The following is a 25230-nucleotide window of genomic DNA, read 5'->3' on the forward strand; positions in this document are numbered from 1 at the left end:
CTCACTTGCCGCCGAACAGGCGCTTGAACAGGCTGGGCTTGATGGCTTCGATGAAACGCATCGGGCGCTCTTCACCCAGGAAGCGGCGGATCACGTCCTTGTAGGCTTCCGACACATCGGTACCCTGCATATGAATCGCCGGCGAGCCCTGGTTGGAGGCTTGCAACACCACTTCCGACTCCGGAATCACACCGATCAGCGGCGTGCGCAGGATTTCGTGGATGTCTTCCAGCGACAGCATATGGCCACCCTCAACCCGGTTCGGGTTGTAGCGGGTGATCAAGAGATGTTCCTTGATCGGCTCTTTGCCCTCGATGGCACGCTTGGTCTTGCTATTGAGCATGCCCAAGATGCGATCAGAGTCGCGCACCGAAGAGACTTCGGGGTTGGTCACCACGATGGCTTCGTCGGCGAAGTGCATGGCCATCAAGGCACCGGTTTCGATGCCGGCGGGCGAGTCGCAGACGATGAACTCGAAGTCCATGGCCTTGAGTTCTTCCAGCACGCGCTCCACACCCTCGACCGAGAGCGCATCCTTGTCGCGCGTCTGTGAGGCGGCCAGCACGAACAGCTTGTCGAGCTGTTTGTCCTTGATCAGGGCCTGGCTGAGCTTGGCTTCGTCGTTGATCACATTGATCAGGTCATACACCACGCGACGCTCGCAACCCATGATCAGGTCGAGGTTGCGCAGGCCCACGTCAAAGTCGATCACGCAGGTCTTGTGCCCGCGCAGAGCCAGGCCGGTTGCAAAGCTGGCGCTGGTGGTGGTCTTGCCCACGCCGCCCTTGCCGGAGGTCACCACGACGATCTTGGTCATCGAATCAAGCCTTTCAAACTATTTTTTCAAACGGGCCGATGCATCAAATGCAGCCAACCCACGATTCAACACGTCATTCAAATTCAAAAGTTCAGCGCTTCCATCACCAGCTTTTCGCCTTCCAAGCGGATCTGCGCCGGTTTGCCCAGCACGGTCTCTGGCAGCGGGTTTTCGGTGGTGCGGTAAGTGCCAGCAATCGCGATCAACTCGGCCTCCATGCAGGTGGCAAAAATGCGCGCCTCGGTATTGCCCTTGGCGCCTGCAATCGCCTTGCCACGCAGCGGTGCGTAGACATGAATACTGCCGTCGGCAATCACTTCAGCACCATGGTTGACCAGGGCCAGAACCACCAAGTCGCCGCCCTTGGCGTAGACCTGTTGGCCCGAGCGCAAAGGCTTGTCGATGATCAAGGTACGCGCCGAACCTTCAGCCGGCACGGGCACTTCACGGATCACCTCGCGAACCACTTCAACCACGACCTCCTTGACGCTGCCCGCTTGCGCCGGCACATCAGCCGCTGATGAAGAAAACTCTTTGCGTGAGGCCACAGGCGCATCCGGCTCGGGGGACTCGGCCAAGCCAAGAGCGAGCGCCTGCGCCAACTCAGCGGCCGTGGCCCCCAGCACCGCCACCGGCTGCATGCGGTACTGCCTCAGTAGCGCGACCACGGGAGCCAGATCAAGATCGACCGGCTGCGCTTGATCGTCCAAGCTCAGTTGGGCCGGCGCGTCTTGATCGGGCTGCGCCTCGGCACGGACCAGATGGCTGAGGTCAATCAACAAGGGATCATGGTTGAACACATCGGGCGTATCGCCCAGTCGCTCCTGCAGCGCCGACTCCAGCAAGGACAGATCGGCCGACCGCAGCACCAAGGAGAGCAGACTCAAGGTCGCGCTCTTCAACTCGAATACTTCGGCGAACTTCTGTGCCGCCCTCCCATTTTGTGCCTGAGCCATTGCTTGCTGTTCTTGTGCAAAGGGCGCGATTTTAGCCGTGCCATTTGAAAGCCCTGCTAGGCATTGCCCCCAAGCCCGACAACTCTGACTGCCTGTCTTTTGAGCAGTCCAGTAAAGAACCAGTGCCATCAAGCACTTAGCCCGCCTTTGCCAGCGCCGCCCACACGGATATCCACAGCCAATGTGGAAAAAGCAGTCGATTCAATCCCGCAAATCTCGTTCTTTTTTGTGACATATTCCTCCAGCCCCTTGACTTATCCCCATTTCGCCGTTCACACCCATCCCGCATGACAAATCACCCCGGCACCCGGCTTGCCCCTCGACATCGACGCTAAGTTGTTGATTCATATAGCGCGCAAGAAACTGCATCGAAATGAGGCAAGCCAAGCTCAAGCGCCGAATTTCAAGGGTTTAGCGACGCCCACCAGGGCTTACCCACAAAGTTATCCACAGGAAAGGTGGATAGGCTTTGAAGGCATTTCAAATCAGCAACTTAGCGCAGATGCCTCAATCGAAATAGAGCATTCGGCGCTAAGTTGATTGAGCACCTAAGGCGCGGGCGCACAACAGCAAAACAAGGCGCCGAGCGCCGCAGCGGTTACAGTGAAGGCAAATCCGCGCACCGCGGACCCCCAGCAGGAGCACGTCCTTGGCAACACCCAACTACTCATACGAAAAACGCCAGCGTGAATTGGCCAAGAAGCGCAAGACCGAAGAAAAGCGCATGCGCAAGGCCAACAAGGGGGATGGCGACGCTCAAGCGGGAGACGAAGGTAACAACGGCGAAGCCGGTGCGAACGCTGATGATGCGCCCGCTGCCGATGGCACACCGCCCGCTGCCCCTTGATCGACTGATTGACCGATCGCCTGATCGCGATCCCTTGACCGCATTCGGCGAGCCCGCCCCGCCTGCCGCATCCGCATTTGCCGGCCGCATCTGCCGGCCACAATAAGCCGGCTGCGGGTGCTGCCCCTAAAATGCCGGGCTGCTCGGCGCTGCTGCCAGGCCCCCAAAGAACATCATGACCCGCAAGCTCTTCGTCACCACCGCACTGCCCTACGCCAACGCCAACTTCCACATTGGCCACATCATGGAATACACCCAGGCCGATGTCTGGGTTCGCTTCCAGCGTATGCGCGGCCAAGAGGTGCACTTTGTTTGCGCGGATGACGCCCACGGCGCGCCCATCATGATCGCCGCCGAAAAAGCCGGCATCACGCCGCAGCAATTCGTGGCCAATATTGCCGCCGGTCGCAAGTCCTATCTCGATGGCTTTCACATCAGCTTCGACAACTGGCACTCCACCGACGGCCCCGAGAACCACGAACTGAGCCAGGACGTTTACCGCGCCCTGCGCAGCAATGAGCTGATCGATGTGAAGACCATCGAGCAGTTCTTTGACCCCGAAAAGGCCATGTTCTTGCCGGACCGCTTCATCAAGGGCGAATGCCCCAAGTGCGGCGCCAAAGATCAATATGGCGACTCTTGCGAGGTCTGCGGCGCGGTCTACACGCCCACCGATCTGAAGAACCCCTTCTCCGTCTTGACCGGCGCCACGCCAGTGATGAAGAGCTCGGAGCATTACTTCTTCAAACTCAGCGACCCGCGCTGCATCGCCTTCCTCGAAGAATGGACGCAGACCCCCGGCCGCTTGCAACCCGAGGTCTTCAACAAGATCAAGGAATGGTTTGCCAAGGACGAAGAAGGCAATGGCGGCCTGGGCGACTGGGACATCAGCCGCGATGCGCCCTACTTCGGCATCGAGATCCCCGATGCACCGGGCAAGTACTTCTACGTCTGGCTGGACGCGCCGATTGGCTACCTCGCTTCGCTGAAAAACTACTTCAGCAAGACCGGCCGCGACTTTGACGCCTTCTTTGCCGACGAGTCGGTCGAGCAGGTGCATTTCATCGGCAAGGACATCACCTATTTCCACACCCTGTTCTGGCCGGCCATGCTGCACTTCAGCGGCCGCAAGACGCCCGACCATGTGTTCGTGCACGGCTTCATGACCGTCAACAACGGCGAGAAGATGAGTAAGAGCCGCGGCACCGGCCTCGACCCGATGAAGTACCTGGGCCTGGGGCTGAACGCTGAATGGCTGCGTTACTACATCGCCGCCAAGCTCAATGCCAAGGTGGAAGACATTGACTTCAATCCCGAAGACTTTGTCGCCCGCATCAACAGCGATTTGGTCGGCAAATACATCAATATCGCGTCCCGTGCCGCAGGCTTTTTGAGCAAGCGCTTTGACGGCCATCTGTCTGGTGACCTGGGTGTGGAAGGCCGCAGCCTGCTAGACGCGCTGCGCGCCCAGGCCGATGTGATTGCCGAGTTGTACGAAGAACGCGAGTTCGGCAAAGCCTTGCGCGAGACCATGCTGTTGGCGGACAAGGTCAACGAATATGTGGACCAGAACAAGCCTTGGGAGCTGGCCAAGAAAGAAGGCATGGAAGCGGTGTTGCACGATGTGTGCAGCGTCTGCATCGAGGCCTTCCGTCTGCTGACCATTTACCTGAAACCGGTGCTGCCCGCGCTGGCCGCCAAGGTCGAGACCTTCTTGCGCGTGGAGCCGCTGCAGTTTGCTGACGCCGCTCGCGCCATGGGCCCTCACCAGATCGGCGCGTATGAGCATCTGATGCAGCGCGTCGACGCCAAGATGGTCGAGGCCCTGTTCAAAGCGCCTCCCGCGCCCAAGGTCGTGCCCGGCGGCGAAGATATCGCGCCCGAGATCAAGATCGATGACTTCAGCAAGGTCGATCTGCGCATCGCCAAAATCGTCAAGGCCGAGCATGTGGAAGGCTCAGACAAGCTGCTGCGCCTGACGCTGGACGCTGGCGAAGGCCGCTTGCGCAATGTCTTCAGCGGCATCAAGAGTGCCTATCAGCCCGAGCAGTTGGAAGGCAAGCTGACCGTGATGGTGGCCAATTTGGCTCCGCGCAAAATGAAGTTCGGCATCAGCGAAGGCATGGTGCTGGCTGCCAGCCATGCCGACGAGAAGACCAACCCCGGCATCTTTGTGCTGGAACCCTTCCCCGGCGCGCAGCCTGGCATGCGGGTGCGCTAAGGCGTTGGACCGAAGGGCAGGCAAGACCTGACCCTTGATCGACAAAGATACGGGCTACTCCACAGTGGCCCGTATTGCTTTGGGCTGCAGCAGGCGCAAAATCAACAGCAATGCCGCACCTTCACCCTTTTCGCCCACGCGCCCTGTCCCTGCTCAAGGACTATTCCCGCGCGCGCTTCATCGCCGACCTGGGAGCGGGCTTGACGGTCGGCATCGTGGCCCTGCCGCTGGCCATCGCCTTTGCCATCGCCAGCGGGGTGAAGCCCGAGCAAGGCATCTTCACGGCCATCATTGCCGGCTTCTTGATTTCGCTGCTGGGCGGCTCGAATGTGCAGATCGGCGGGCCCGCCGGTGCCTTCATCGTCATCATTTACGGCATCAACCAGCGCTACGGCCTGCCCAATCTGCTGATCGCCACCATTTTGGCGGGCGGCCTTTTGTTCCTCATGGGCCTGCTGCGCCTGGGCGCCTTGGTGCGCTACATGCCGGTCAGCATCGTGATCGGCTTCACCAATGGCATCGCGGTCTTGATCGGCCTGTCGCAGCTGAAGGACTTTCTGGGGCTGAAGATTGCGGACATGCCGGCCGACTTCTTCGGCCAGTTAGCGGTGCTGAGTCAACACTGGCGCGAGATCTCACCTGTGGCACTGCTGCTCGGGTCTGCCTGCGTCGCCACCGTCCTGCTCTGGCCCAAGACCTATGCCATGCAAAGAGGCAGCCACGACCTCAAGACCCAGATGAAGCGCTGGATGTCGCAGTTGCCCGGCACCGTGATCGCCTTGGTCGGCGCCACCGTCGCCTGCTATGCCTTCAAGCTGCCGGTGGAAACGATTGGCAGCCGCTTTGGCGGCATTCCGCAAGGCCTGCCCAGCTTCGCATTGCCGGCCTTGAGCTGGGACAGCGCTAGGCTGCTGGTGATTCCGACCCTGACGATTGCGCTCTTGGGCGCGATCGAGTCGCTGCTCTGTGCCCGTGTGGCCGACAACCTGACCGAACTGCCCCGCCACGACCCCAACCAAGAGTTGATGGCCCAAGGCGTCGCCAATATCGTGACGCCGTTTTTCGGCGGCCTCCCGGCCACCGGCACCATCGCCCGCACCGTCACCAATGTGCGAGCCGGCGCCACTAGCCCGGTGGCCGGCATGGTGCACGCACTCAGCCTGCTGCTGATCGTGCTGGTGGCGGCTCCTTTGGCGGTGCACATCCCGCTGGCGGCCCTGGCCGGCATCTTGCTGGTGGTGGCCTGGAATATGGGCGAGTGGCATGAGTTCGCGCGGCTGCGCCACTTCAGCCTGCCCTACCGCACCATTTTGTTGGGCACTTTTGTGCTGACCGTGGTGTTCGACCTGACGGTGGCGGTCGAGGTCGGTCTGATCTTGGCCTGCGTCTTTTTCATCTATCGCATGAGTACCTTGTTCCGGGTGGAGCCGGTGGCTCTGCCGGGGCTGGCGGCAGATACCCAGGTGATGCGTTTGTACGGCTCGCTCTTTTTTGGCGCGGTCGGCAAAGTCGAAGGCCTGGCCGAACAAGTGAAGCCGCCCTGCCGCGTCTTGGTCCTGGACCTTGAAAAGCTGATCTCCATCGATACCTCGGGGCTCGACGCGCTGCAGCAGTTGCAGCGCACGCTGCAGCGCCAAGGCCAGGTGCTGGTGCTTTGCGGCCTCAATCCACAGCCGGCCAGCTTGATTCAACGCGGCGGCTTGGCCGATGCCTTGGGTCCAGACGGCATTCAGCCCGATCTCAGCACTTGGCTGCGTCAAAGCCAGGCATCCGCACTGTAAAATCTGCGTCTTTCACGCCAAACTACCCAAAGCCATGCCATTGTTCTGGAAGCCTTACAAGTCCGAAGCCAGCAGCTTCATCGATGAGCTCAAGGCCAAGAAGCCGACGCTGGAACAAGAGCAGCGCCAGGGCCGCGAACTGCTGTGGGACAAGGCCGTGGACCGCGCCGCCCAGGCCGACTACCGCGCCGCACGTGTGGCCCAACAGCCTTACGTCTACCAGACCAAGGCCAAGTAAAGCTCGGGCCCTGCCTCGCCGGGCACCGCCATGACGCAGCCCTCGCATGAGCTGTCCGCTCAGCCGCATCCTGAGCATCTGCCTGCCAAGCAAGCGGCCGAAGCGCTGAGCGAAGACCTGCAACGCCTCCCTGCTCCACCCGGCATGCCCGAGGTGGTGGACACGGTGGCGGTGGCACGCCTGTACGGCGAGCCGCTGTTCCAGATGCCGCTGGACCTCTACATCCCACCGGATGCGCTGGAGGTTTTTCTGGAGGCCTTTCAGGGGCCGCTGGACCTGTTGCTCTACCTGATCCGGCGGCAGAATTTCAACATCCTCGACATTCCGCTGGCCGACGTCACGCGCCAGTACCTCAGCTACGTCGATCAGCTGCGCAAGCACAATCTGGAACTGGCCAGCGAGTACCTGCTGATGGCAGCGATGCTGATCGAGATCAAGTCGCGCATGCTCTTGCCGCCGAAGAAGACCGAGGACGGCGCGGAGCCCGAAGACCCGCGCGCCGAATTGGTGAGGCGCTTGTTGGAATACGAGCAGATCAAGCTTGCCGCCGCGCGGCTTGATGCCCTGCCGGTGGCGGGACGCGACTTCTTGCGCGCCCAGGTGCATATCGAGCAGTCGCTACAGCCTCGCTTCCCCGATGTGGAGGCGAATGATCTGCGCGATGCCTGGCTGGACATCTTGCGCCGCGCCAAGCTGAACCAGCATCACAAAATCAGCCGCGAGCATTTGTCGGTGCGTGAGCACATGAGCATCGTCTTGCGGCGCCTGCAAGGCCATCGCTTCTTGGAGTTCGAACATCTGTTCGACGTCAGCCGTGGCCAAGCGGTCTTGGTGGTGACCTTCATCGCCATGCTCGAGTTAGCGCGTGAACGCCTGCTGGAGATCACGCAGGCCGAGGCTTTCGCACCCATCTACGTGCGGCTGGCCTACGCACCGCAGGCCTGAAGCAGCGCCCCCTCAGGGCTGACCCACGCGCCAAGTCGAAAAATGGGCATCCGGCTGGCGCTGCACCATCTGGCCCACCGCCAGCACCGCTTGCGTACGCGAACTCACGCCCAAGGCCTTCAAAACCGCCGCCACGTGGTCCTTGATGGTCTCAACCGACACGCCCAACTCCCGCGCAATGATCTTGTTCGGCTTGCCCTGCAAAAGCAAGGCCAAGACATCGGTCTGGCGAGGCGTCAGCTCCAAACTCTCCAGGCCCGTCGTCGCCTGATAGTTGGACGCCATGGCCTGCTGCTGTATTTGCTGCAGCTTGGCATTGACCGCAGCTGCCTTGCTGGGCTGTGACATGGTTTCCGGCCCCAAATTCATCGGGGGCACATAGATGCCGCCGGCCATCACCAACTTAAGCGCTTGCAGCAGCAACTCGGTGCCGGCCCGTTTGGGCACAAAGCCCATGGCGCCCTGATCAATGGCGCGGATCACGTCACTGGCGCGATCCGAGGCCGAAATCACCACAACAGGCAGAGCCGGGTAAGCCGTGCGGAACTCATCCAGCACATCAAAGCCACTGGCGTCCCCCAGTTGAAGGTCCAGCAACACCAGATCGAAGCCCTCGTGTTCAGACAGCGCCGTTCGGGCAGCCGCCGCGCTGTCAGCACCGACAACTTGCACCTGTTCCTCTAAGTTCTCGATGACCGACTGCAAGGCCGACAAGATCAAGGGGTGATCGTCAATCAGCAAAACCTTCATACACGCCTTCTTCCGCTTGCAATGCCCAACACACCGTTTTCCACATCGATTATTTTGTGGCGCTCAAGCGTGATGATAGGTCAGGCCGCCTCAGCCACCGATGTGCACAATGCCCGAACAGCCCCCATACGCAGGCGTTCGGGGCGGTCGAGACTCAGGCCGCGGTGCGCGGGGCGTCCAACCAGGCGCTCAGCTCCTGCCACTGCGCCAGATCACGCTCGACTCGGCTGGTGGCCACATCCCAGATCGTCAAACCACGCGCAGCCAGTTGCACATAGTTCTGCGTGTCACGCAACCAAGCCAGCACCGGCACCGCCAACTCAGGCAAAAAGCCCTGCAACTGCTGCATGGACAAAGTGCCCTCCTTGACCCGCATGCCAACAATGCCCAGTTGCGGCCCGGCATCGTGACGCAGGCCCTGCGCTCGCAAGTCGCTGAGTTTTTGCACGAAATCAAAGGTGGCCTGAATATCGAACAAGCTCGGCTGCAGCGGGATGACGATTCGATCCGCCACTCTATAAAGCGCCTTGAGCTGCTTGCCGCTCAGGCCTGCGGGTGTATCGATGACCACATGGCTGACACCCTTGGGTGGTTTGACGGTCTTCTCATCCTCAAAGTCCCAGCCCTCAATCACCGGCAACTCGGGCGGCCTCAAAGCCAACCAACGCCTTGAGGACTGTTGTTTGTCGGCGTCGCCCAGCATGACTTTGTGACCGCGTCGGGCAAACAAACCCGCGATATTCGTCGCCACCGTACTTTTGCCGACACCTCCCTTGGGATTGGCGACCAGAATCACGGGCATGTCAGCTCCTTGCTGCAATACAACACAAGGCCGCATCCTAGCCGCGCCACAGCCTCTCAACCATGACGACTCCTCAGATTTTGATCTTGCTGGCCCACCCTGACCTCGGGCATTCGCGCGTGGCGCGCTCGCTGCAGGCGGCCGCCCTGGGCTTGAACTCTGCACAGATTGAGTGCCGCGACCTGTACAAGCTCTACCCCGACTACAACATCGACGTTGACGCCGAGCAAGCAGCGGTCTCGCGCAGTGATTTGCTGGTGTGGCTGCACCCGCTGCATTGGTACAGCATGCCCGCCCTGCTCAAACTCTGGATCGATGAAGTCTTGCGCTTCGGCTGGGCCTACGGTCCAGGCGGTACCGCATTGCAAGGCAAAGACCTGTGGGTGGTCAGTTCCAGCGGGGGCTCAGCCCAAGACTACCGACCAGAGGGTCACCATCAACACACGATCGAGGACTATCTGCTGCCACAAGCACAGACGGCTCGCCTGTGCGGCATGCATTTTGTGCCGCCGCTCATTTTGCACAGCGCCCATCGCGCCGATGACGCCAGCCTGTATCAACATGGCTTGCGTTTCGCCCAGCAATTGCTGAGCTACCCGAATTGGTGCGAAAACAGCGAGCAGCCGCATTACCCAGCCCCGGTGGGCACGGACGAACGTCCCGCGGGTGCACTGGCCTCGAACCCGGGAGTACAGCCATGAGCGCCGCCCCCGATTGGCTGCAACTGCCCTTGGTGCTCTTGGGCGCGGCAGTGATCGCCGTACCCTTGGCGCGCTGGGCTCGACTCGGCTCGGTCCTGGGTTACTTGATCGCGGGCGTTCTGGTCGGTCCCAGCGTGCTGGGTCTGGTGACAGCGCCAGCGACCATTCTTGAAGTGGCCGAGTTCGGCGTGGTCTTGATGATGTTTTTGGTCGGACTGGAGTTGGAGCCGAGACGGCTGTGGGCGCTGCGCCGCCCGATCTTTGGCTGGGGTTCGCTGCAATTGCTGGGCTGCGCTGGATTGTTGATGGCCTTGGGGCTCGCGCTCGGTTGGCCCTGGCCGATGACGCTGGTGCTGAGTCTGGGGTTGGCGATGTCGTCCACGGCGGTGGCACTGGCGGTCCTGGCGGAGCGCAATCTGGGCCGCACCACCGCGGGCCAGAGCGTCTTGAGCGTGGCCTTGCTGCAAGACATCGCCGCGATTCCGGTGTTGGCCTTGGTCCCCATCATGGCGATGCAGGGCATGGGCGCTGCCGACGCGCCCGCTGAGGCAGGCGACGGCGCTTGGCAGGCCTTGAAGGCGGTGCTCGCCATCCTCGGCATTGTGTTGGGCGGTCGCCTGGCGCTGCGCCCGGCCCTACGCTGGATCGCCAACAGTCATACGCCTGAAATCTTCACGGCCGCGGCCTTGCTGCTGGTGCTGAGCACGGCCGCGCTGATGCACAGCGTGGGCTTGTCCATGGCCTTGGGCGCCTTCTTGGCCGGCGTCCTCTTGGCCGAAAGCGAATACCGGCGTGAGTTGGAAACCGACCTGGGGCCCTTCAAGGGCCTGCTGCTGGGGCTGTTTTTCATCGCCGTCGGCATGGGTTTGGACTTGAGTGTTCTGACCGAACAGCCTGCGTTGGTCTTGAGTCTGCTGGCGGCTTTGCTGCTGTGCAAAGGCTTGCTGCTTGCTTTGATGGCGGGATGGATGAAGATTCCGCTGCTGGAACGCCCGGTCTTCGTGATCCTGCTGGCGCAGGGTGGTGAGTTCGGCTTCGTCGTGTTTCAGTTGGCTCAGCAAGCGGGTCTGATCAGCGCCGCTCAAAACTCGGCCTTGGTGGCAGCGGTGGCGCTTTCTTTGGCCTGCACACCCGCACTGCTCTTGTTGGCTGACCGGCTCCTGCTTCCCAAGTTGGCTCAAGGCCAGCGACCGAGCGCCGAACAGGCAGCCCCCGAGCCCACGCCGATCTTGATTGCCGGCTTCGGGCGCTACGGACAGATTGTCGGGCGGCTGCTCTATGCCAATGGGTTTCAAGCCACCGTGCTGGATCATGACGCCGAGGCCGTGGAATCGCTGCGCCAATTCGGCTGGCGGGTGTACTTTGGTGACGCCACCCGGCTTGACCTGCTGCGTACTGCCGGCGCGGAACAGGCCCGAATTCTGGTCATTGCGGTTGACGATGTGGCGCAAAGCTTGGCAATTGCGAGCTTGGCACGCGAGCACTTCCCCCATTTGCAAGTCGTCGCCCGGGCTCGCAATGTACGGCACTATCTGCAGCTGCGCGCGCTCGGCATCACCCTGATTGAGCGCGAAACCTTGGATGCTGCCTTGATGAGCGGCCGCAGCATTCTGGAACTGCTGGGCTTGCATGCGCATGCGGCTCGTCAGCTGGCCTGGCGATTCCGACGCCACAATGTGCAGCAATTGGAGCAGATGGTGCCGCTTCAACATGACGCCAAGGCCTTGATTGCCGCCGCCAAAGAGGCGCGCTTGCAGTTGGAAGCCTTGTTTGCCATGGAGCGAGAGCAGGCAAAAGCCCAAGGGCAACAAGGCGCGGGGCGCGCATGGATCAAGCCCGATGCGGAGCACTGAGGCCCCCAACAAGCCCATCGACAAGCAGCGACAATAGCGCCATGTTTGCTCCATCCCAACTCGAAGTGCGGCGTTTTTTCTGCGCCACCTATAGAAAGCTCCAAGACGGCTCGCCGCTCATCCCGATGGAGGCCCTCGCGGCCGACTGGATTGCGCAGCACCCGGAGTACCACCAGGAGCTGGCCGACGAAGAGGCGGCTCTGGCCGCCGTCTACAGCGTCGAAGAGGGCCGCACCAATCCTTTCTTGCATCTCTCAATGCACTTGACCATCAGCGAGCAACAGTCGATTGACCAGCCTCACGGCATTCGGCAAGCCATCGAGTTGCTGGCGGCCAAACGGAACTCCTTGCACGAGGCCCATCACGCGGCGATGGACAGTCTGGGAGAAATGATCTGGACCTCGCAGCGCAGCGGCATGCCGCCCGATGGTCATGCCTACCTGGACAGCGTGCGCCAAAAAGCCACAAGATGAAAAAAACCCCTGGGCGGCGACTCCAGTCGCGCGGCAGGGGTTGGTGCTTGAACTGAGCTGGGGGGGCCTTGAGGGGCGTGTTCAGTTGGGATGAAGTCAAGCCTGAATCGAGCCACCCAACGTCTTACGCTCGCTTTTGCCGACCGATGAATACAAGCCGGTGTTCTCTCCGGGCATCAACACATCAATGGCGCGGTCCAGTGCCGCTGTGGCTCGAGCGAGTGACTCGCGTTGTGCCGCCACACGACCACCCGCCAAGGCCAGACGGTGGCGCAGATTGGGCGGCACGGCGCCGCTGCGAGCAGCCTCGCTGAAACTGACAATGGCCTGGGCCAAGGAATGGTGCAGCTTGGCGGCGTATTGTTCGATCGCCTGAGTGTCCCGACGCAGCAACGCGTCGCCCAAAAGATTCAAGCAGCTCTCCACTTCCAGCAGGGGCTGTTCCAGTTGCTGACTGACCGCAGCAGCATTCGGGTCTGAGGAAGGCAAAGCTTGCATGGCAACCCCCGCCAAATGGCGTTGAGCGCACGCCCTTCATGGCGCACTTAAATTCAAAAAACGGAACCCTCGGTCTGCGGCGACAACACGGGGCTGCCGGCCGCAACGACACCTCAGTGAGGCGTCATCCGACTGAGCATTTCCTGAGCATTGGCGATCAGCTTGTCGGCGATCACATTCGCATTGATGGTGAACTTACCGTCTGCTATGGCTTGTGTGATGCGCTCAACCTTGGCCGAATCGAAATCTCCGTTTTCTGCCACGCCCGACAAAAGCTTGGCATTGCTGGACAACTCCAGCTTGGCACTCGCTTCAGGCGCCGGTTTGGCGCCCACGGCCAGGCTACCGCCTTGGGCTGATCCAGCGGTGGCCCGTCCCGTTTGGGCGGCGGAAGGCTTGTCAGCCCCAACTGCTGCCGACGAAACTTCTAGGCTGTTACCGATCTTCATGGTGTTCTCCATAGATTTGGGACGGACCCAAACCTTTCCAGGTTTTCCGGTGTATCGACTCGGGACATGAAAACTTTAGAACTTTCGACAAAAAGACTTCCCACGGCCTCGACCCTGAGGCCCAAGCACAGTTCTTCTTTCTTGACCATCAACCGATGTGAGCGGAGCGCGTTCATCACAGCACCTCCACCTGTCGATCACCGACAACCCGGCCGGTCACAATCCGGCCGCTCTCAAATCGAACTTTGACGTTCTGTCCTTCCAAACCAACGGCCATGGCCTGCCCTTCTCGACTGACAGAGTAACCGGGGCCGGTGGCCCTGACCATCACTGTGTCACCTGCGGCAAACCATTGACGAGCCTTCAAACTGTCGCTTCGCACCGCCTCACCCGCACCCAAAGGTCGGTTCAAGGTGCGACCATTCAAACCAGCAGCGTCGGTAAACACTGCGCCTGATGCGGCAGCTATATCGATTTCGGCTGTGCTGAGCAAAGCTTGAGTCAGGGTCGTCCCCGCAGCCAGGGTGTCTGCGGCCACCAGGGCTTTGGCAAACACTTTGACCGTGACCGGCAGAGTCACATTCCAGCGGACAGGCCCTTGCACACAGCGCAAGCCGATGCGAGTACGTCCCCACATTTGCAGGCCAGGCGGCAAATAAGGTTGCACCACCGCGCAGGGTGCGAGCTTCAAGCGAGGATCCAAGGCCCCGACCTGAACTTCGACGCGAGCCTGGGCTGGCAGCCCTCCGCGAGCCCCGGCCTGGGCAACTTGCTGCACATGGGTGAGCAGGTCCGCACTGAGGGCCGGCACATCTCCCGGCGCCTGACTCCGAGGCTGTTGAGCCCTGGCCCCCGAAATCAAGACCACGGCGAAAAACAATCCTGCAACCCAGCCAAAGCCCACTCGACCGGCACGAGGCGCCAGGCGGGCTGCTTGCATCTGGGATGAAGGGCGAATCTGAAACATGGCCGAACTGTAGACCCCGCAGGACCGAAACCTCGGCTTGAAATACCCAGCAAAGTCCTTGCTATTCCCGCTAATGTTTTGGAGACAGCGAAAACACAATCCGGTCACATCGCCTATTCCCCTGTCCGGCCCTGAACCAGGGTCAAGGAATAGACAGCCCAACCCGGCGGCGAAAAGGGAAGACCATCATGCTGAACCGAATCACCGATGCCTTGAACTTCCAGACCCAAGCGCTTGCCTTGCGGTCCGAGCGGCAGCGTTTGCTGGCCAGCAATATCGCCAATGCCGACACCCCTGGCTACCAAGCACGCGATATGGACTTCGCACGGGCCCTGCGCGAAGCCACCTCGGCCAGCGGAGTCGGCGGCAACAGCGCCCCCCTTGGGACAGCCGGTACCGCCGGCGCCAGCGCAGGCCCGAACAATTTGGCTCGCACCCAAACTGGCCATTTGGCTTTGTCGATGGGGGCTCGCCGCGAATCGGAACTGCTGTTCTCAACCGCAGCCCAGACCAATATGGACAGCAACTCGGTCGATATGGACCGCGAACGGGCGAGTTTTGCCGACAACTCGGTCAAGTACGAAGCCACCCTGCGCTTCATCAACGGCTCGGTGCGAACAGCCCTGGAAGCGATGAAGTCGCACAACGCGGGCTGATCGCGGCTTGATCCTGAACTGATCACCCTCTGAGCACAGCGTTCGGCCAAGGAGTTCCTCATGTCCATGTTCCAGATCTTCAGCGTTTCCGGCAGCGCCGTCAGCGCGCAGAGCCAACGCCTCAATGTGGTGGCCAGCAATCTGGCCAATGCAGACACCGTAGCCGGGCCCGATGGCCAAGCCTACAAAGCGCGCCAGGTCGTGTTTCAAACCGCCTTGATGGGCGCCGGCAACGACATTGGCAGCGCCGGCGTGAAGGTCAGCACCATCAGCGAAGACCCAACACCCGGCCGGCGCGTGCTGGACCCCAAACACCCCAAGGCCGACGCCGAAGGCTATGTGACCTACAGCAACGTCAACACAGTCGAAGAGATGGTCAACATGATCTCGGCCTCGCGCTCCTATCAAAACAATATCGAGGTGATGAGCACGGCCAAGAGCCTGCTCCTCAAAACCTTGCAAATGGGTCAGTCCTAAGGACTCGCTCCCCTCACTGACCCGAAAGGCAGCCCATGGACGTCAGCAGCATCGTCAAAACGCCAACTGCAGTCCCGCAGCAAAGCAACAAGAACGCGGCCGACACGCAGGACCGCTTCCTCAAGCTGCTGGTGGCGCAGATGAAGAACCAGGACCCGATGAACCCGATGGACAACGCCCAGGTCACCAGCCAGATGGCGCAGATCCAAACGGTCAGCGGCGTCAGCACCCTGGACGCCAGCATCAAGAATCTGTCCAGCCAGTTCACGCAAATGCAAGCCCTGCAAAGCGTTTCGCTGGTGGGCCGCCCGGTCACCGTGGCGGGCAACAAGCTCAATATGGTGGGGGGCGTCGGCGAAGGCGGCTACACCATTGATTCGGCCGCCGATCAGGTCAAGCTGGAAGTCCTCAACGGTGCCGGCGGCATTGTCGACACGGTGCAGCTGGGCGCGCAAGGCAAGGGCCGCCAAACCTTCAAGTGGGAAGGTGGCAAGGACAAACCCAATGCCGAGTACCAGTTCCGCATCACCGCCAGCAAAGGCACCAGCACGATTCCCAGCACCCCTTTTGCCATAGACAAGGTCCTGGCAGTCAACACCGGCGGCAGCCATTTGCAATTGCAACTGAAGAACGCCGGACTGGTTGACTACGGCGCCGTCAAGACGATTGATTGACCACTGAGTAGACGAAAGAGTGCGGCACCCGCCGCACTTCCCCTGTAGCTTCGCAAGGATTTACCATGAGCTTCCAACAAGGCCTTTCCGGTTTGAATGGCGCCAGCCGCAATCTGGACGTGATCGGCAACAACATCGCCAACGCCAGCACCTACGGCTCCAAAGCCTCGCGCGCCGAATTCAAGGACGTCTACGCCGGCTCTCTCAATGGCGCCGGCAGCAGCCCGGTCGGCATCGGCACGGCCTTAGGCGCAGTCGCTCAGCAGTTCACCCAAGGCAATATCACCACCACGGAAAGCCCGATGGATCTGGCCATCAACGGTGGCGGCTTCTTCCAGGTCAGCGATGGCGTCAATCCGGTGATGTACAGCCGTAACGGCCAATTCAAGCTGAGCAAAGATGGCTTTGTGGTCAACAACGACCAACTCAAGCTGCTCGGCTACCCGGCCGATGGATCAGGCGTCATCCAGCCAGGGCTGGCTCAACCAATGAAGTTGCCGACCTCAGGCATTGCCCCCAAAACCACCACTTCAATCGTCACAGAATTCAATCTGGATTCGCGCTCCAAGGTCACGGCCCCTGGCGGCACCAACACCGGCATTGACCTGAAAAGTCCTGCCACGTACAACAACGCCACCTCGCTCACGGCCTATGACGCCAAAGGACAGGACGTTGCCATTACGCTGTACTTTCAAAAGGCTCAACCGGCTGATGACGGCAGCACGACTTGGAATGTCTACGCAACCGCCAACGGTGCCAACTTCACCACCGACTCCGAAGGCGGCGCCATTGACGTCGACGACGCGGGCAATCCGACCACCCCCTACACGACGATCACCTTCCCACGCGAAGGCGGCAAACCAACGAGTCCGGCCGCGGTCATCAATATGGATGTTCCCGCTGGCACCAATTCTCGAGGCGCTACGACGCTGGACATTCCAGGCATCAAACTGGACTTGCTGGGTGCCACCGAGAACGGCTCCAGTTTCGCCGTCACCAACCTCACCCAAGACGGCTACGCGCCGGGTCAGTTGTCCGGCATCCTGATTGAGAACACCGGCATCGTGATGGCGCGTTACTCCAACGGGCAATCCAAGCCCGCCGGTCGAGTTGAGTTGGCCAACTTCCGCAATCCGCAAGGCCTGCAACCGATGGGCGGCAATGTCTGGTCTCGCACTTTTGGCTCGGGCGAGCCGGTGGTCGGCGTCCCAGGCGACGGCAATTTGGGCTCTTTGCAATCGGGCGCCTTGGAGGAATCCAACGTCGACTTGACGGCCGAGTTGGTCAATATGGTGACGGCGCAACGAGCCTATCAAGCCAGCGCGCAGACCATCAAGACGCAAGACCAAGTGCTGCAGACCATCGTCAACCTGCGTTGATAACGCAAGATGCCGACGGGTCACCGCAGCCGATCTGAGCAGGAGTCGCCATGGACCGCATGATTTACCTCTCGATGGCCGGCGCCAAGGCCGCAATGCAGCGCCAGGATGTGCTGTCCAACAACCTGGCCAATGTCTCGACCAATGGCTTCCGCGAAGAGTTGCAAGCCTTTCGCGCCGTGCCGGTCAATGGCAGCGGCGCCAGCACGCGAGTCTATTCACTGGAAACCACCACCGGCTACAACCCGGATGGCGGCGCCCTGACCAGCACCGGACGCAATCTGGATGTGGCCATGAAAGACCGCGCCTGGCTGGCGGTGCAAGCACTCGACGGCACCGAGGCCTACACCCGCGCGGGCGCGATTGACGTTAACGCCGAAGGTCTGCTGGTGTTGCGCAATGGCCTGCAGGTGCTGGGCGACGGCGGCCCCATCAATGTGCCGCAAAACACCGAACTCTCGATTGGCGGTGACGGCACCATCAGCGCCAAAGACAGCCGCGGCACCACCACGACCGTCGGGCGGCTCAAGATGGTCACGCCCGAAGCGCCACTGACCCGCGGTACCGACGGCCTGTTTCGCGCCGGGGAAGGTGAGCAACTCCCCGCCGACGCCAATGCCCGATTGCAAGACGGCGCGCTGGAAGGTTCCAACGTCAGCGCGGTGGCCACCATGGTCAGCATGATTGCCGCCGGCCGCCAATTCGAACAACAGATGAAACTGCTGCAAATCGCCCAGACCCAGGGCCAGCAGTCGGCCAAGCTGCTCGGCAGCACCTAAAGCCCAAAACCGAGGACCGCCGCCATGATGCGCTCACTGCATATTTCCAAGACCGGCATGGAAGCCCAGCAAACCCAGCTGGACACCATCTCCCACAATCTGGCCAATGTCTCCACCAATGGCTACAAGCGCTCGCATGCCATCTTTGAAGACCTGATCTATCAGAACCTGCGGCAAAGCGGCGCCAATACCACCGAGCAAACACAGATGCCCACGGGCTTGCAGCTTGGCTTGGGCGTCCGTCCCGTGGCCACGGCGCGCATCTACAGCCAGGGCAACTTGCAGCAGACCACCAACAACCTGGACATGGCCATCAAAGGCAATGGCTTTTTTCAGGTCCAAATGCCGGATGGCACCACCGCCTATACCCGTGACGGCTCCTTCCAGCTCGATGCAGCAGGCCAGATCGTCACCAGCAATGGCTACGCCGTCTTGCCCGGCATCACCGTGCCCGCCAATGCCCAAAGCCTAACGATCGGCAATGACGGCACCGTCAGCATCACCGTGCCCGGCACGGCGGTCCCCCAAACACTGGGCCAGGTGCAGTTGGCCAATTTCATCAATCCGGCCGGCCTGGACCCCAAGGGCCAGAACTTGTTCGCCGAAACCGGTGCCTCCGGCGCGCCCGCCACCGGCGCCCCCACCACCAATGGCTTGGGCGCCCTGCAGCAAGGCTATGTTGAAACCTCCAATGTCAACGTGGTGGAGGAACTGGTGGCCATGATCCAGACCCAGCGCGCGTACGAGATGAACTCCAAGGCGATCCAGACCTCGGATCAGATGCTGCAAAAGCTGTCACAGATTTAAGAGGCAAGTTCATGAAGCTTTCTCACGCTTTCAACACCAAGCTGCGGCTGAGCGCCAAGACCGTCGGGATGGGCTTGGGCCTGATCCTGGGTCTGAGCGGCTGCAGCACGCTCTACCCGGAACCGCAGGTCGAGATTCAATCGGCCCCGGTGGTCAACCTGCCTTCGCTACCGGTCGCCCCCCCCAGCAATGGCGCGATTTATCAAGCCGCGAGCTATCGCCCGCTGTTCGAGGATCATCGCGCCCGCTTGGTCGGCGACACCTTGGTGGTGCAAATCGTCGAGAAAATCAGCGCCAGCCAGACCTCAACCAGCGAGCTGAACAAAAGCGGCTCGCTGAGCGGCTCGGTGAGCGCCCTGCCCTTCGTCAGCCCGGCCGCCTTTGCGCGCGGGACCGCCACCGGCAGCTCGGCGACCAAATCCACAGGCAAGGGCACCAACGAGAATTCGAACGATTTCTCTGGCACCATCACCGCCGTGGTCATCGCGGTGCTGCCGAACGGCCACTTGATGATCCGCGGTGAAAAACAAATCGGGGTCAATCACAATGTCGATGTCCTGCGCTTTTCGGGCCAGGTCGACCCCCACATGATCACCCAAGGCAATACCGTCGCCTCCGCTTCGGTCGCCAATGTCCGGATCGAGCAAAAAGGTCGCGGTGCCACCTCCGACGCTCATGGAATAGGCTGGTTGTCCCGGTTCTTTTTGAACCTTTCGCCGACTTAAGTTTGCGCAGAATCGGTCGTAGAAGTCCACCTTCACGACCATCATGCAAACCACCCCCACTCCGCAGCACCGCAACGCACTGAGACTGACCCTCGCCCTGGTCTGCGTCCTGATGGGCTGGATGGGGCTGGCGGCAAACGCACAGGCCGCCCGCATCAAGGAAGTGGCCACGGTGCAAGGCGTGCGCAGCAATGCCTTGACCGGATACGGTCTGGTCGTGGGGCTGGACGGCACCGGCGACCAGACCACGCAGTCGCCCTTCACCGGCCAGAGCTTGACAGCGATGCTGCAGCAGTTTGGCGTGACCCTGCCTCCCGGTGTCACGATGCAGCCCAAAAATGTTGCCGCGGTGGTCGTCACCACCCAGTTGCCCGCTTTCGCGCAGCCAGGCCAGCAGCTCGACATCAATGTGGCCTCGATCGGCAATGCCAAAAGCCTGCGCGGCGGCACCCTGATCACCACACCGCTGCGCGGCGCGGACGGTCAGGTCTATGCCATGGCCCAGGGCAATCTGATCGTGGCAGGTGCCGGGGCTTCCGCCGGCGGCTCCAAGGTTCAGATCAACCACCTGTCGGCCGGCCGCATCCCGGCAGGCGCCTTGGTCGAACGCAGCGTGGTCACACCGCTGCAAAACGGCGAGTTCATTCAGCTGGACCTGAACTCGGCCGACTTCAACACGGCCCGTGCCGTGGCTCAAGCCATCAACCGAGCCAAGGGCACCGGCGTGGCTCAAGCCATGGACGGCCGGGTGGTGCGGGTGCGTGCGCCCATCGACCCCAACGAACGGGTCAATTTCCTGGCCGATATGGAGAATCTGGCCGTCAGTATGGCCGAGCCGGCCGCCCGCATCATCATCAATGCCCGCACAGGCTCGGTGGTTCTGAATCAGGCGGTGAGCTTGGCGGCCTGTGCCGTGGCGCACGGCAACCTGTCGGTGACCATCACCTCAACGCCCCAGGTCAGTCAACCCAATGCCCTCTCCGGCGGTCAGACCACAGTGACCGAGAAAACCGACATCGCGATCAAACAGGAACCCGGCGCCCTGATCCAACTGCCGGCTGGAGCCAAGCTGGCCGATGTGGTGAAAGCACTCAACTCCCTGGGTGCGACACCACAAGACCTGCTGGCAATTCTGCAAGCAATGAAGAGCGCAGGCGCCCTGAACGCCGAGCTTGAGGTGATCTGACATGTCCGTTAACTCACTCCCCTTCAATCCAGGCCGACTCACCAGCAGCCTGAACAGCAATCTCAACGGCACAGCCGGCCGCAATTTCAGCTTCGGTGCTGGCGGCAATCTGAATGTCGACAACCGCTCGATTGAAACCCTCAAGGGCGCAGCGGCACGCGACCCCCGCTCCAGCATCCGCGAAACGGCCAAGCAGTTCGAGTCGCTGTTCATGCAAGAAGTGATGAAAAGCATGCGCGCCTCCACCATGGCCACCGGCATGATGGACAACTCGGCCACGCAGATGGGCACCGAGATGCTGGACACCCAGTTCGCCGGCAAGATGAGCGGACTGCCCGGCGGGCTGTCCGAAGCCATCCAGCGCCAGTTGCAACGTCAGATGGGCATTGCGGACAAGACGGCGGACCGGGCGGTTCAACCACTGCCGACCTTGGCCAAAAAAGGCGTGGCACCGCATGTGCAGAGCTTCATCCAGAAGCACGACAGCGCGGCCAAGGCGGTCGAAGCACAAACCGGCATTCCGGCCAACTTCATGCTGGCACAGGCCGCGCATGAATCCGGCTGGGGCCGACGCGAAATCACTGGCGCCGGCGGCACGCCCTCGTTCAATATCTTCGGCATCAAGGCCACTTCCAGTTGGACCGGCGCCGTGGCCGAGGTACAGACCACCGAGTTCATCGACGGCAAGGCACAGAAAGTTACCGCCAAGTTCCGCGCATACGGCAGCTATGAAGAAGCGTTCAAAGACTATGCGCGGCTGATCGGCAGCAACGAGCGTTACAGCAAGGTGATGGCCCAGGCTCAAAACGGCAGCGCCGAGGGCTTCGCTCGTGGCCTGCAAAAAGCCGGCTATGCCACCGACCCCGAGTACGCCGATAAATTGGCTCGCGTCATCAACACCACGATGCGTGTGCAGCGCGCACTGGCTTGAGACCTGAGGCCTGAGGAGCTAAGTCCATGGGAGCCCTGCTTTCAATCGGCATCCGCGCGATGTTCGCCAATCAGGCCGCCCTGCAAGCGGTGGGCCAAAACATCGCCAATGCCAACACACCGGGCTACTCGCGCCAATCGGTGGTCTTGACCACGCCCGAAGGCCAGTTCACCGGCGCAGGCTTCTTTGGCAAGGGTGTCAACGTTCAAACCGTTGAACGCGCCCACAACGAATTCCTGACCCGTCAAGCCAGCAGCACCAAATCGATTGCCAGCATGGACTCCACCCGAATGGGTCAGCTGGCGCAGCTGGAGAAGCTCTTCCCCCCCGGAGAAACCGGCTTGGGCGCGGCAGCGAGCCAATTCCTCAACGCCATGGTGGACGTGACCAGCCGGCCCTCCGACCCCTCAGCCCGCCAAGTCGTGATGGGGCGGGCCACCGAACTGGCCTCACGCTTTTCCAGCGCCGGTCAGCAACTGGCTGATTTGCAAGCGGGGGTGATCAGCGACCTGAAGGCCAATGTTGATGTGGTCAATCAGCTGAGCAAGCAGATTGCCTTTGCGAACGACCAAATCGCCCGTACCAACGGGACCGGGCACCAACCCAACGACCTGCTTGATCAACGCGATCAGCTGGTTTCCAAGCTGAGCGAATACATCCAGGTCAGCACCTTGCCGGCCAGCGACGGCACCTTGGGCGTCTTTATTGGTGGCGGCCAACGCCTGGTGCTGGGTGCACAGGCACAGCAACTGGCGGTCACGCCGGACCCTTATGACGACCGCCGCGCCACCCTCAGCATGGTCAACAGCAATGGCAATTTGACCCTGGACGAAAGCGTGCTGACCGGCGGCTCCATTACTGCGCTGCTGCAGTATCAGAACAAGGATTTGCAAGACGCCCGCAATCTTCTGGGACAGATGGCCACAGCGCTGGCCACCCGCGTGAACGACCAGCAAGCCCTTGGCTTGGATCTGTCCAATCCACCAGGAAAGGGCGTTCCGATGTTTGGCATCGGCGCGGCCCGTGCCCTGCCCGCCAGCGCCAATGCACGCAATCCAGACGGCAGCTTCACCGCCGGGGTGAAGATCAGCATCACCAATTCCAGCCAGTTGCAGGCCAGTGCCTACAAGCTGGAACCCGACCCTTCCGGCGCGACCGGTGCCTATCAGCTGACCCGGCTCAGCGACGGCAGCAAGCGCACCGTCTTTGATGGCGATTCGGTCGACGGCTTCAAGATCGACTTCACTTCGGCAGCACCCGGCATCGGTGACTCCTTCATTCTGGAGCCGGTCGCGCAGGCCGCCATCGACATGAGGCGGGTGTTGGACCAACCGACCGGCATCGCCGCGGCGTCGCCCATGACCGCCACCACCAGCATCAACAACAAGGGCTCGACCACCATCAACTCCTTGTACGCGGTCAACGGCAAGCTGAATGTCAATCAAGCTCCGATGACCATCGCCTTCGGCGACCCCGACCCGATCGATGCGGCCAAGCTCCAGTACACCCTGACCCTGGCAGACGGCTCGGTGCTCAACGGCACTTGGTCGGCCGGGCAGCGCATCGGCAATGAGCCCAATGCCGTACCGCCGATTGATCTGGGCTTTGAGTTGAGCCTGAATGGCGTACCACGCAAGGGCGACACCATCGCACTTGAGAAAACCAAGTTTCCGGCCACTAACAACGGCAATGCCAAGGCGTTTCTGAACATCCAGGGTGAAAAGTTCGTCGGCCAGCGCCTGCTGCCGGGCGGCAGCATCGCCATAGGTTCCACCATCAACGAGGCCTACGCCGCCACCATGAGCGAGATCGGCTCGCGCGTACAAGGCGCGACCTACCTGTCCAGCGTCTCGGTGGCGGTGGCGGCCGACGCAGAATCAACCCGAGCCGGCCAGGCCGGCGTGAATCTCGATGAAGAAGCCTCTCGTCTGATGCAGTTTCAGCAGGGCTATCAAGCCGCCGCCAAAGTCCTGCAGGCGGCCCAATCGATGTTTGATGAATTGATGCGCTTGACCTCGCGATAAAGCGTCAACCTTCGCGACACCCCACAGCCCTTCGATTGAAGTGGCCCAGGAGATTCCACCATGCGCTTGTCCACCTCCAATCTCTTTGATGCCAGTATCGCGACCCTGCAGCGCCGCCAGCAACGCATGCAGGAAGCCCAGACCCAACTCACCTCGGGCAAGAAGATTGCCATGGCCAGCGATGACCCGACCGGGGCCGCTCGCGCCGAGCGAGCCTTGGCTTCGATCGGCCGGGTGGATGCCAATCAGCGCGCGCTCGAAGCCAGCCGCAATGGCCTGACCCTCAGTGAAGGTGCCCTGGGCGATGCCAATGAACTGCTGCAACAAATGCGTGAGACCATGGTCGCAGCCGGCAACGCCAGTTACAGCGATTCAGAGCGCGTGGGCTTGGCCAACAAGATCGCTGGCCTGCGCAATCAGTTGCTGGCCATCGCCAACCGTGGCGACGGCGCAGGAGGATTCCTGTTCTCAGGCCAGGGCTCCAGCGATCCGCCCTTCCTGGATCAGGCCGGCGGCGTGCGCTTCAATGGCATCTCCGGTTCGATTCAAACGGGCAACCTCGACAACTTCGCGCTGACGGTTGACGGGCGTATGGCCTTCGAACAGGCTCGCAGTGGCAACGGCAACTTCGAGACGGGGCCTTTGCCGAATCCAATTTCGGTGCCACCCGGGGCTGCGCCCAAGGGCTGGATTGACACCGGCCGGGTCGCCGACCCCTCCCAGCTGACCGGCAACAACTACCTGGTTCAAATCAGTGGCACTGGCCCTGCCGCGACGATCACCGTAACCAACACCGATCTGGGCAGCACCGCCTTTTCTGGCCCGTTCACACCGGGCAAAGCCATCAGTTTCGACGGTATTGCCACCACCATCTCGGGCGCCCCGGTCGATGGCGATCAGTTCGAAATCAAACCTTCGACCAACTCACTCAAGCTCTTCGATGTGCTGGACCGCACGGTGGCCGAGTTGCGAACCCCTTTGCGCAGTGGACCGGAGATCACCCAGTCCAACACGGGCCGTATCCGCGACCTCGACGCCGTGATGGTGAACTTGCAAAATGTACGCAGCCAACTGGGCGAACGGCTGAATAATCTGGACGGGACCGAAGCCCGCATGGCCGCCTTGAAGCAATACAACCAATCCGAACGTTCGGCCGCCGAGGATTTAGACATGGTGCAAGGCATTTCCGAGTTCCAGAATCAACAGTCGGGCTATGACGCCGCCCTCAAGACCTATGCCATGGTGCAGAGAATGTCGCTGTTCCAGTACATCAACACCTGAAGCCTGCAAGCCG

At 61.3% G+C, this 25230-nt stretch carries 26 protein-coding genes; 19 read left to right on the forward strand and 7 right to left on the reverse strand.

The features are described 5' to 3' along the window. Window position 1 precedes the first annotated feature (1 nt). Together minD and minC are read right to left on the reverse strand one after the other, a co-directional pair. Complete coding sequence (gene minD / locus ACOVRJ_RS14815; RefSeq protein ID WP_263539911.1) at window positions 2-817, reverse strand: septum site-determining protein MinD; 816 nt, start codon at window positions 815-817, stop codon at window positions 2-4. Between the two features lie 83 nt (window positions 818-900). Further along, window positions 901-1773, reverse strand: a complete 873-nt coding sequence (gene minC, locus ACOVRJ_RS14820) for a septum site-determining protein MinC (RefSeq protein WP_422044608.1) — start codon at window positions 1771-1773, stop codon at window positions 901-903. Window positions 1774-2422: 649 nt separating this feature from the next. Between minC and ACOVRJ_RS14825 the strand changes: the two genes are divergently transcribed. The 5 genes from ACOVRJ_RS14825 to ACOVRJ_RS14845 all read left to right on the forward strand — a co-directional run bounded on the left by ACOVRJ_RS14825 (window position 2423) and on the right by ACOVRJ_RS14845 (window position 7805). Then, entirely contained in the window at window positions 2423-2620 is a 198-nt protein-coding gene (locus ACOVRJ_RS14825) for a hypothetical protein (protein ID WP_422044609.1), read from the forward strand. Window positions 2621-2795: 175 nt separating this feature from the next. Beyond that, window positions 2796-4841 carry a methionine--tRNA ligase gene (metG, locus tag ACOVRJ_RS14830; RefSeq protein WP_422044610.1) on the forward strand — a complete coding sequence of 682 codons (2046 nt, stop codon included), beginning with the start codon at window positions 2796-2798 and terminating at the stop codon, window positions 4839-4841. Between the two features lie 110 nt (window positions 4842-4951). Continuing rightward, window positions 4952-6622 carry a SulP family inorganic anion transporter gene (locus ACOVRJ_RS14835; protein WP_422044611.1) on the forward strand — a complete coding sequence of 557 codons (1671 nt, stop codon included), beginning with the start codon at window positions 4952-4954 and terminating at the stop codon, window positions 6620-6622. 34 nt (window positions 6623-6656) lie between these two features. After that, entirely contained in the window at window positions 6657-6860 is a 204-nt protein-coding gene (locus tag ACOVRJ_RS14840) for a DUF3460 family protein (RefSeq protein WP_339596418.1), read from the forward strand. A gap of 30 nt (window positions 6861-6890) precedes the next feature. Then, window positions 6891-7805 carry a segregation and condensation protein A gene (locus tag ACOVRJ_RS14845; protein WP_422044612.1) on the forward strand — a complete coding sequence of 305 codons (915 nt, stop codon included), beginning with the start codon at window positions 6891-6893 and terminating at the stop codon, window positions 7803-7805. A gap of 12 nt (window positions 7806-7817) precedes the next feature. Here the strand turns inward: ACOVRJ_RS14845 and ACOVRJ_RS14850 are convergent, their stop codons facing one another. Together ACOVRJ_RS14850 and ACOVRJ_RS14855 are read right to left on the reverse strand one after the other, a co-directional pair. After that, the gene (locus tag ACOVRJ_RS14850; protein WP_422044613.1) at window positions 7818-8555 is read right to left on the reverse strand and encodes a response regulator; all 738 of its coding nucleotides are present in this window, start codon (window positions 8553-8555) and stop codon (window positions 7818-7820) included. 154 nt (window positions 8556-8709) lie between these two features. After that, on the reverse strand, window positions 8710-9357 hold the full coding sequence (locus ACOVRJ_RS14855) for an AAA family ATPase (protein WP_422044614.1): 648 nt from the start codon (window positions 9355-9357) through the stop codon (window positions 8710-8712). A gap of 62 nt (window positions 9358-9419) precedes the next feature. Here ACOVRJ_RS14855 and ACOVRJ_RS14860 point away from each other — a divergent pair, with 62 nt between their 5' ends. The 3 genes from ACOVRJ_RS14860 to ACOVRJ_RS14870 are packed head-to-tail and all read left to right on the forward strand — an operon-like array spanning window position 9420 to window position 12384. Beyond that, on the forward strand, window positions 9420-10058 hold the full coding sequence (locus tag ACOVRJ_RS14860) for an NAD(P)H-dependent oxidoreductase (protein ID WP_422044615.1): 639 nt from the start codon (window positions 9420-9422) through the stop codon (window positions 10056-10058). After that, on the forward strand, window positions 10055-11911 hold the full coding sequence (gene kefC, locus ACOVRJ_RS14865; protein WP_422044616.1) for a glutathione-regulated potassium-efflux system protein KefC: 1857 nt from the start codon (window positions 10055-10057) through the stop codon (window positions 11909-11911). The genes ACOVRJ_RS14860 and kefC overlap by 4 nt, the downstream gene beginning before the upstream one ends. Window positions 11912-11952: 41 nt before the next feature. Then, window positions 11953-12384 (forward strand): DUF1841 family protein, encoded by a 432-nt coding sequence (locus ACOVRJ_RS14870; RefSeq protein ID WP_422044617.1) that lies wholly within the window; start codon window positions 11953-11955, stop codon window positions 12382-12384. A gap of 96 nt (window positions 12385-12480) precedes the next feature. Here the strand turns inward: ACOVRJ_RS14870 and ACOVRJ_RS14875 are convergent, their stop codons facing one another. From ACOVRJ_RS14875 to flgA, 3 genes are all read right to left on the reverse strand, one after another. Then, window positions 12481-12882, reverse strand: a complete 402-nt coding sequence (locus ACOVRJ_RS14875) for a hypothetical protein (protein WP_422044618.1) — start codon at window positions 12880-12882, stop codon at window positions 12481-12483. Between the two features lie 113 nt (window positions 12883-12995). Beyond that, window positions 12996-13331, reverse strand: coding sequence for a flagellar biosynthesis anti-sigma factor FlgM (gene flgM, locus ACOVRJ_RS14880; protein WP_422044619.1), 336 nt, complete (start codon window positions 13329-13331; stop codon window positions 12996-12998). A 175-nt stretch (window positions 13332-13506) separates the two neighbouring features. Next, window positions 13507-14298, reverse strand: coding sequence for a flagellar basal body P-ring formation chaperone FlgA (gene flgA / locus ACOVRJ_RS14885; protein ID WP_422044620.1), 792 nt, complete (start codon window positions 14296-14298; stop codon window positions 13507-13509). A gap of 188 nt (window positions 14299-14486) precedes the next feature. On the opposite strand from flgA, the gene ACOVRJ_RS14890 reads away from it, so the two are divergent. The 11 genes from ACOVRJ_RS14890 (at window position 14487) to flgL (ending at window position 25217) form a co-directional block, all read left to right on the forward strand. Further along, window positions 14487-14954, forward strand: coding sequence for a flagellar basal body rod protein FlgB (locus ACOVRJ_RS14890; protein WP_422044621.1), 468 nt, complete (start codon window positions 14487-14489; stop codon window positions 14952-14954). Window positions 14955-15014: 60 nt separating this feature from the next. Next, on the forward strand, window positions 15015-15431 hold the full coding sequence (gene flgC, locus ACOVRJ_RS14895) for a flagellar basal body rod protein FlgC (RefSeq protein WP_422044622.1): 417 nt from the start codon (window positions 15015-15017) through the stop codon (window positions 15429-15431). A 35-nt stretch (window positions 15432-15466) separates the two neighbouring features. Continuing rightward, on the forward strand, window positions 15467-16105 hold the full coding sequence (locus ACOVRJ_RS14900) for a flagellar hook assembly protein FlgD (protein WP_422044623.1): 639 nt from the start codon (window positions 15467-15469) through the stop codon (window positions 16103-16105). Between the two features lie 65 nt (window positions 16106-16170). Next, the gene (gene flgE / locus ACOVRJ_RS14905; protein WP_422044624.1) at window positions 16171-17484 is read left to right on the forward strand and encodes a flagellar hook protein FlgE; all 1314 of its coding nucleotides are present in this window, start codon (window positions 16171-16173) and stop codon (window positions 17482-17484) included. Window positions 17485-17534: 50 nt separating this feature from the next. Then, window positions 17535-18263: a flagellar basal-body rod protein FlgF gene (gene flgF / locus ACOVRJ_RS14910; protein ID WP_422044625.1), complete on the forward strand. Its 729-nt coding sequence runs from the start codon at window positions 17535-17537 to the stop codon at window positions 18261-18263. A 24-nt stretch (window positions 18264-18287) separates the two neighbouring features. Then, window positions 18288-19070 carry a flagellar basal-body rod protein FlgG gene (gene flgG / locus ACOVRJ_RS14915; RefSeq protein WP_422044626.1) on the forward strand — a complete coding sequence of 261 codons (783 nt, stop codon included), beginning with the start codon at window positions 18288-18290 and terminating at the stop codon, window positions 19068-19070. An 11-nt stretch (window positions 19071-19081) separates the two neighbouring features. Beyond that, window positions 19082-19795: a flagellar basal body L-ring protein FlgH gene (locus ACOVRJ_RS14920; RefSeq protein WP_422044627.1), complete on the forward strand. Its 714-nt coding sequence runs from the start codon at window positions 19082-19084 to the stop codon at window positions 19793-19795. A 43-nt stretch (window positions 19796-19838) separates the two neighbouring features. Continuing rightward, entirely contained in the window at window positions 19839-20981 is a 1143-nt protein-coding gene (locus tag ACOVRJ_RS14925) for a flagellar basal body P-ring protein FlgI (protein ID WP_422044628.1), read from the forward strand. A 1-nt stretch (window position 20982) separates the two neighbouring features. Next, the gene (flgJ, locus tag ACOVRJ_RS14930) at window positions 20983-21912 is read left to right on the forward strand and encodes a flagellar assembly peptidoglycan hydrolase FlgJ (RefSeq protein WP_422044629.1); all 930 of its coding nucleotides are present in this window, start codon (window positions 20983-20985) and stop codon (window positions 21910-21912) included. 26 nt (window positions 21913-21938) lie between these two features. After that, window positions 21939-23936 carry a flagellar hook-associated protein FlgK gene (gene flgK / locus ACOVRJ_RS14935; RefSeq protein ID WP_422044630.1) on the forward strand — a complete coding sequence of 666 codons (1998 nt, stop codon included), beginning with the start codon at window positions 21939-21941 and terminating at the stop codon, window positions 23934-23936. A gap of 60 nt (window positions 23937-23996) precedes the next feature. After that, window positions 23997-25217 carry a flagellar hook-associated protein FlgL gene (gene flgL / locus ACOVRJ_RS14940; RefSeq protein ID WP_422044631.1) on the forward strand — a complete coding sequence of 407 codons (1221 nt, stop codon included), beginning with the start codon at window positions 23997-23999 and terminating at the stop codon, window positions 25215-25217. Window positions 25218-25230: the final 13 nt, after the last annotated feature.

The sequence above is a fragment of the Roseateles sp. genome (genome assembly GCF_049240545.1).
GTDB lineage: Bacteria > Pseudomonadota > Gammaproteobacteria > Burkholderiales > Burkholderiaceae_C > Paucibacter_A.

Coding starts and splice junctions, on each gene's coding strand:
- flgJ (WP_422044629.1), top strand. CDS start 20,983: ATGTCCGTTAACTCACTCCCCTTCAATCCAGGCCGACTCACCAGCAGC.
- ACOVRJ_RS14890 (WP_422044621.1), top strand. CDS start 14,487: ATGCTGAACCGAATCACCGATGCCTTGAACTTCCAGACCCAAGCGCTT.
- flgM (WP_422044619.1), bottom strand. CDS start 13,331: ATGAAGATCGGTAACAGCCTAGAAGTTTCGTCGGCAGCAGTTGGGGCT.
- ACOVRJ_RS14920 (WP_422044627.1), top strand. CDS start 19,082: ATGAAGCTTTCTCACGCTTTCAACACCAAGCTGCGGCTGAGCGCCAAG.
- kefC (WP_422044616.1), top strand. CDS start 10,055: ATGAGCGCCGCCCCCGATTGGCTGCAACTGCCCTTGGTGCTCTTGGGC.
- flgC (WP_422044622.1), top strand. CDS start 15,015: ATGTCCATGTTCCAGATCTTCAGCGTTTCCGGCAGCGCCGTCAGCGCG.
- ACOVRJ_RS14835 (WP_422044611.1), top strand. CDS start 4,952: ATGCCGCACCTTCACCCTTTTCGCCCACGCGCCCTGTCCCTGCTCAAG.
- flgE (WP_422044624.1), top strand. CDS start 16,171: ATGAGCTTCCAACAAGGCCTTTCCGGTTTGAATGGCGCCAGCCGCAAT.
- ACOVRJ_RS14860 (WP_422044615.1), top strand. CDS start 9,420: ATGACGACTCCTCAGATTTTGATCTTGCTGGCCCACCCTGACCTCGGG.
- flgF (WP_422044625.1), top strand. CDS start 17,535: ATGGACCGCATGATTTACCTCTCGATGGCCGGCGCCAAGGCCGCAATG.
- ACOVRJ_RS14855 (WP_422044614.1), bottom strand. CDS start 9,357: ATGCCCGTGATTCTGGTCGCCAATCCCAAGGGAGGTGTCGGCAAAAGT.
- minC (WP_422044608.1), bottom strand. CDS start 1,773: ATGGCTCAGGCACAAAATGGGAGGGCGGCACAGAAGTTCGCCGAAGTA.
- flgG (WP_422044626.1), top strand. CDS start 18,288: ATGATGCGCTCACTGCATATTTCCAAGACCGGCATGGAAGCCCAGCAA.
- ACOVRJ_RS14845 (WP_422044612.1), top strand. CDS start 6,891: ATGACGCAGCCCTCGCATGAGCTGTCCGCTCAGCCGCATCCTGAGCAT.
- ACOVRJ_RS14850 (WP_422044613.1), bottom strand. CDS start 8,555: ATGAAGGTTTTGCTGATTGACGATCACCCCTTGATCTTGTCGGCCTTG.
- ACOVRJ_RS14925 (WP_422044628.1), top strand. CDS start 19,839: ATGCAAACCACCCCCACTCCGCAGCACCGCAACGCACTGAGACTGACC.
- ACOVRJ_RS14875 (WP_422044618.1), bottom strand. CDS start 12,882: ATGCAAGCTTTGCCTTCCTCAGACCCGAATGCTGCTGCGGTCAGTCAG.
- flgK (WP_422044630.1), top strand. CDS start 21,939: ATGGGAGCCCTGCTTTCAATCGGCATCCGCGCGATGTTCGCCAATCAG.
- flgA (WP_422044620.1), bottom strand. CDS start 14,298: ATGTTTCAGATTCGCCCTTCATCCCAGATGCAAGCAGCCCGCCTGGCG.
- metG (WP_422044610.1), top strand. CDS start 2,796: ATGACCCGCAAGCTCTTCGTCACCACCGCACTGCCCTACGCCAACGCC.
- flgL (WP_422044631.1), top strand. CDS start 23,997: ATGCGCTTGTCCACCTCCAATCTCTTTGATGCCAGTATCGCGACCCTG.
- ACOVRJ_RS14900 (WP_422044623.1), top strand. CDS start 15,467: ATGGACGTCAGCAGCATCGTCAAAACGCCAACTGCAGTCCCGCAGCAA.
- ACOVRJ_RS14870 (WP_422044617.1), top strand. CDS start 11,953: ATGTTTGCTCCATCCCAACTCGAAGTGCGGCGTTTTTTCTGCGCCACC.
- minD (WP_263539911.1), bottom strand. CDS start 817: ATGACCAAGATCGTCGTGGTGACCTCCGGCAAGGGCGGCGTGGGCAAG.
- ACOVRJ_RS14840 (WP_339596418.1), top strand. CDS start 6,657: ATGCCATTGTTCTGGAAGCCTTACAAGTCCGAAGCCAGCAGCTTCATC.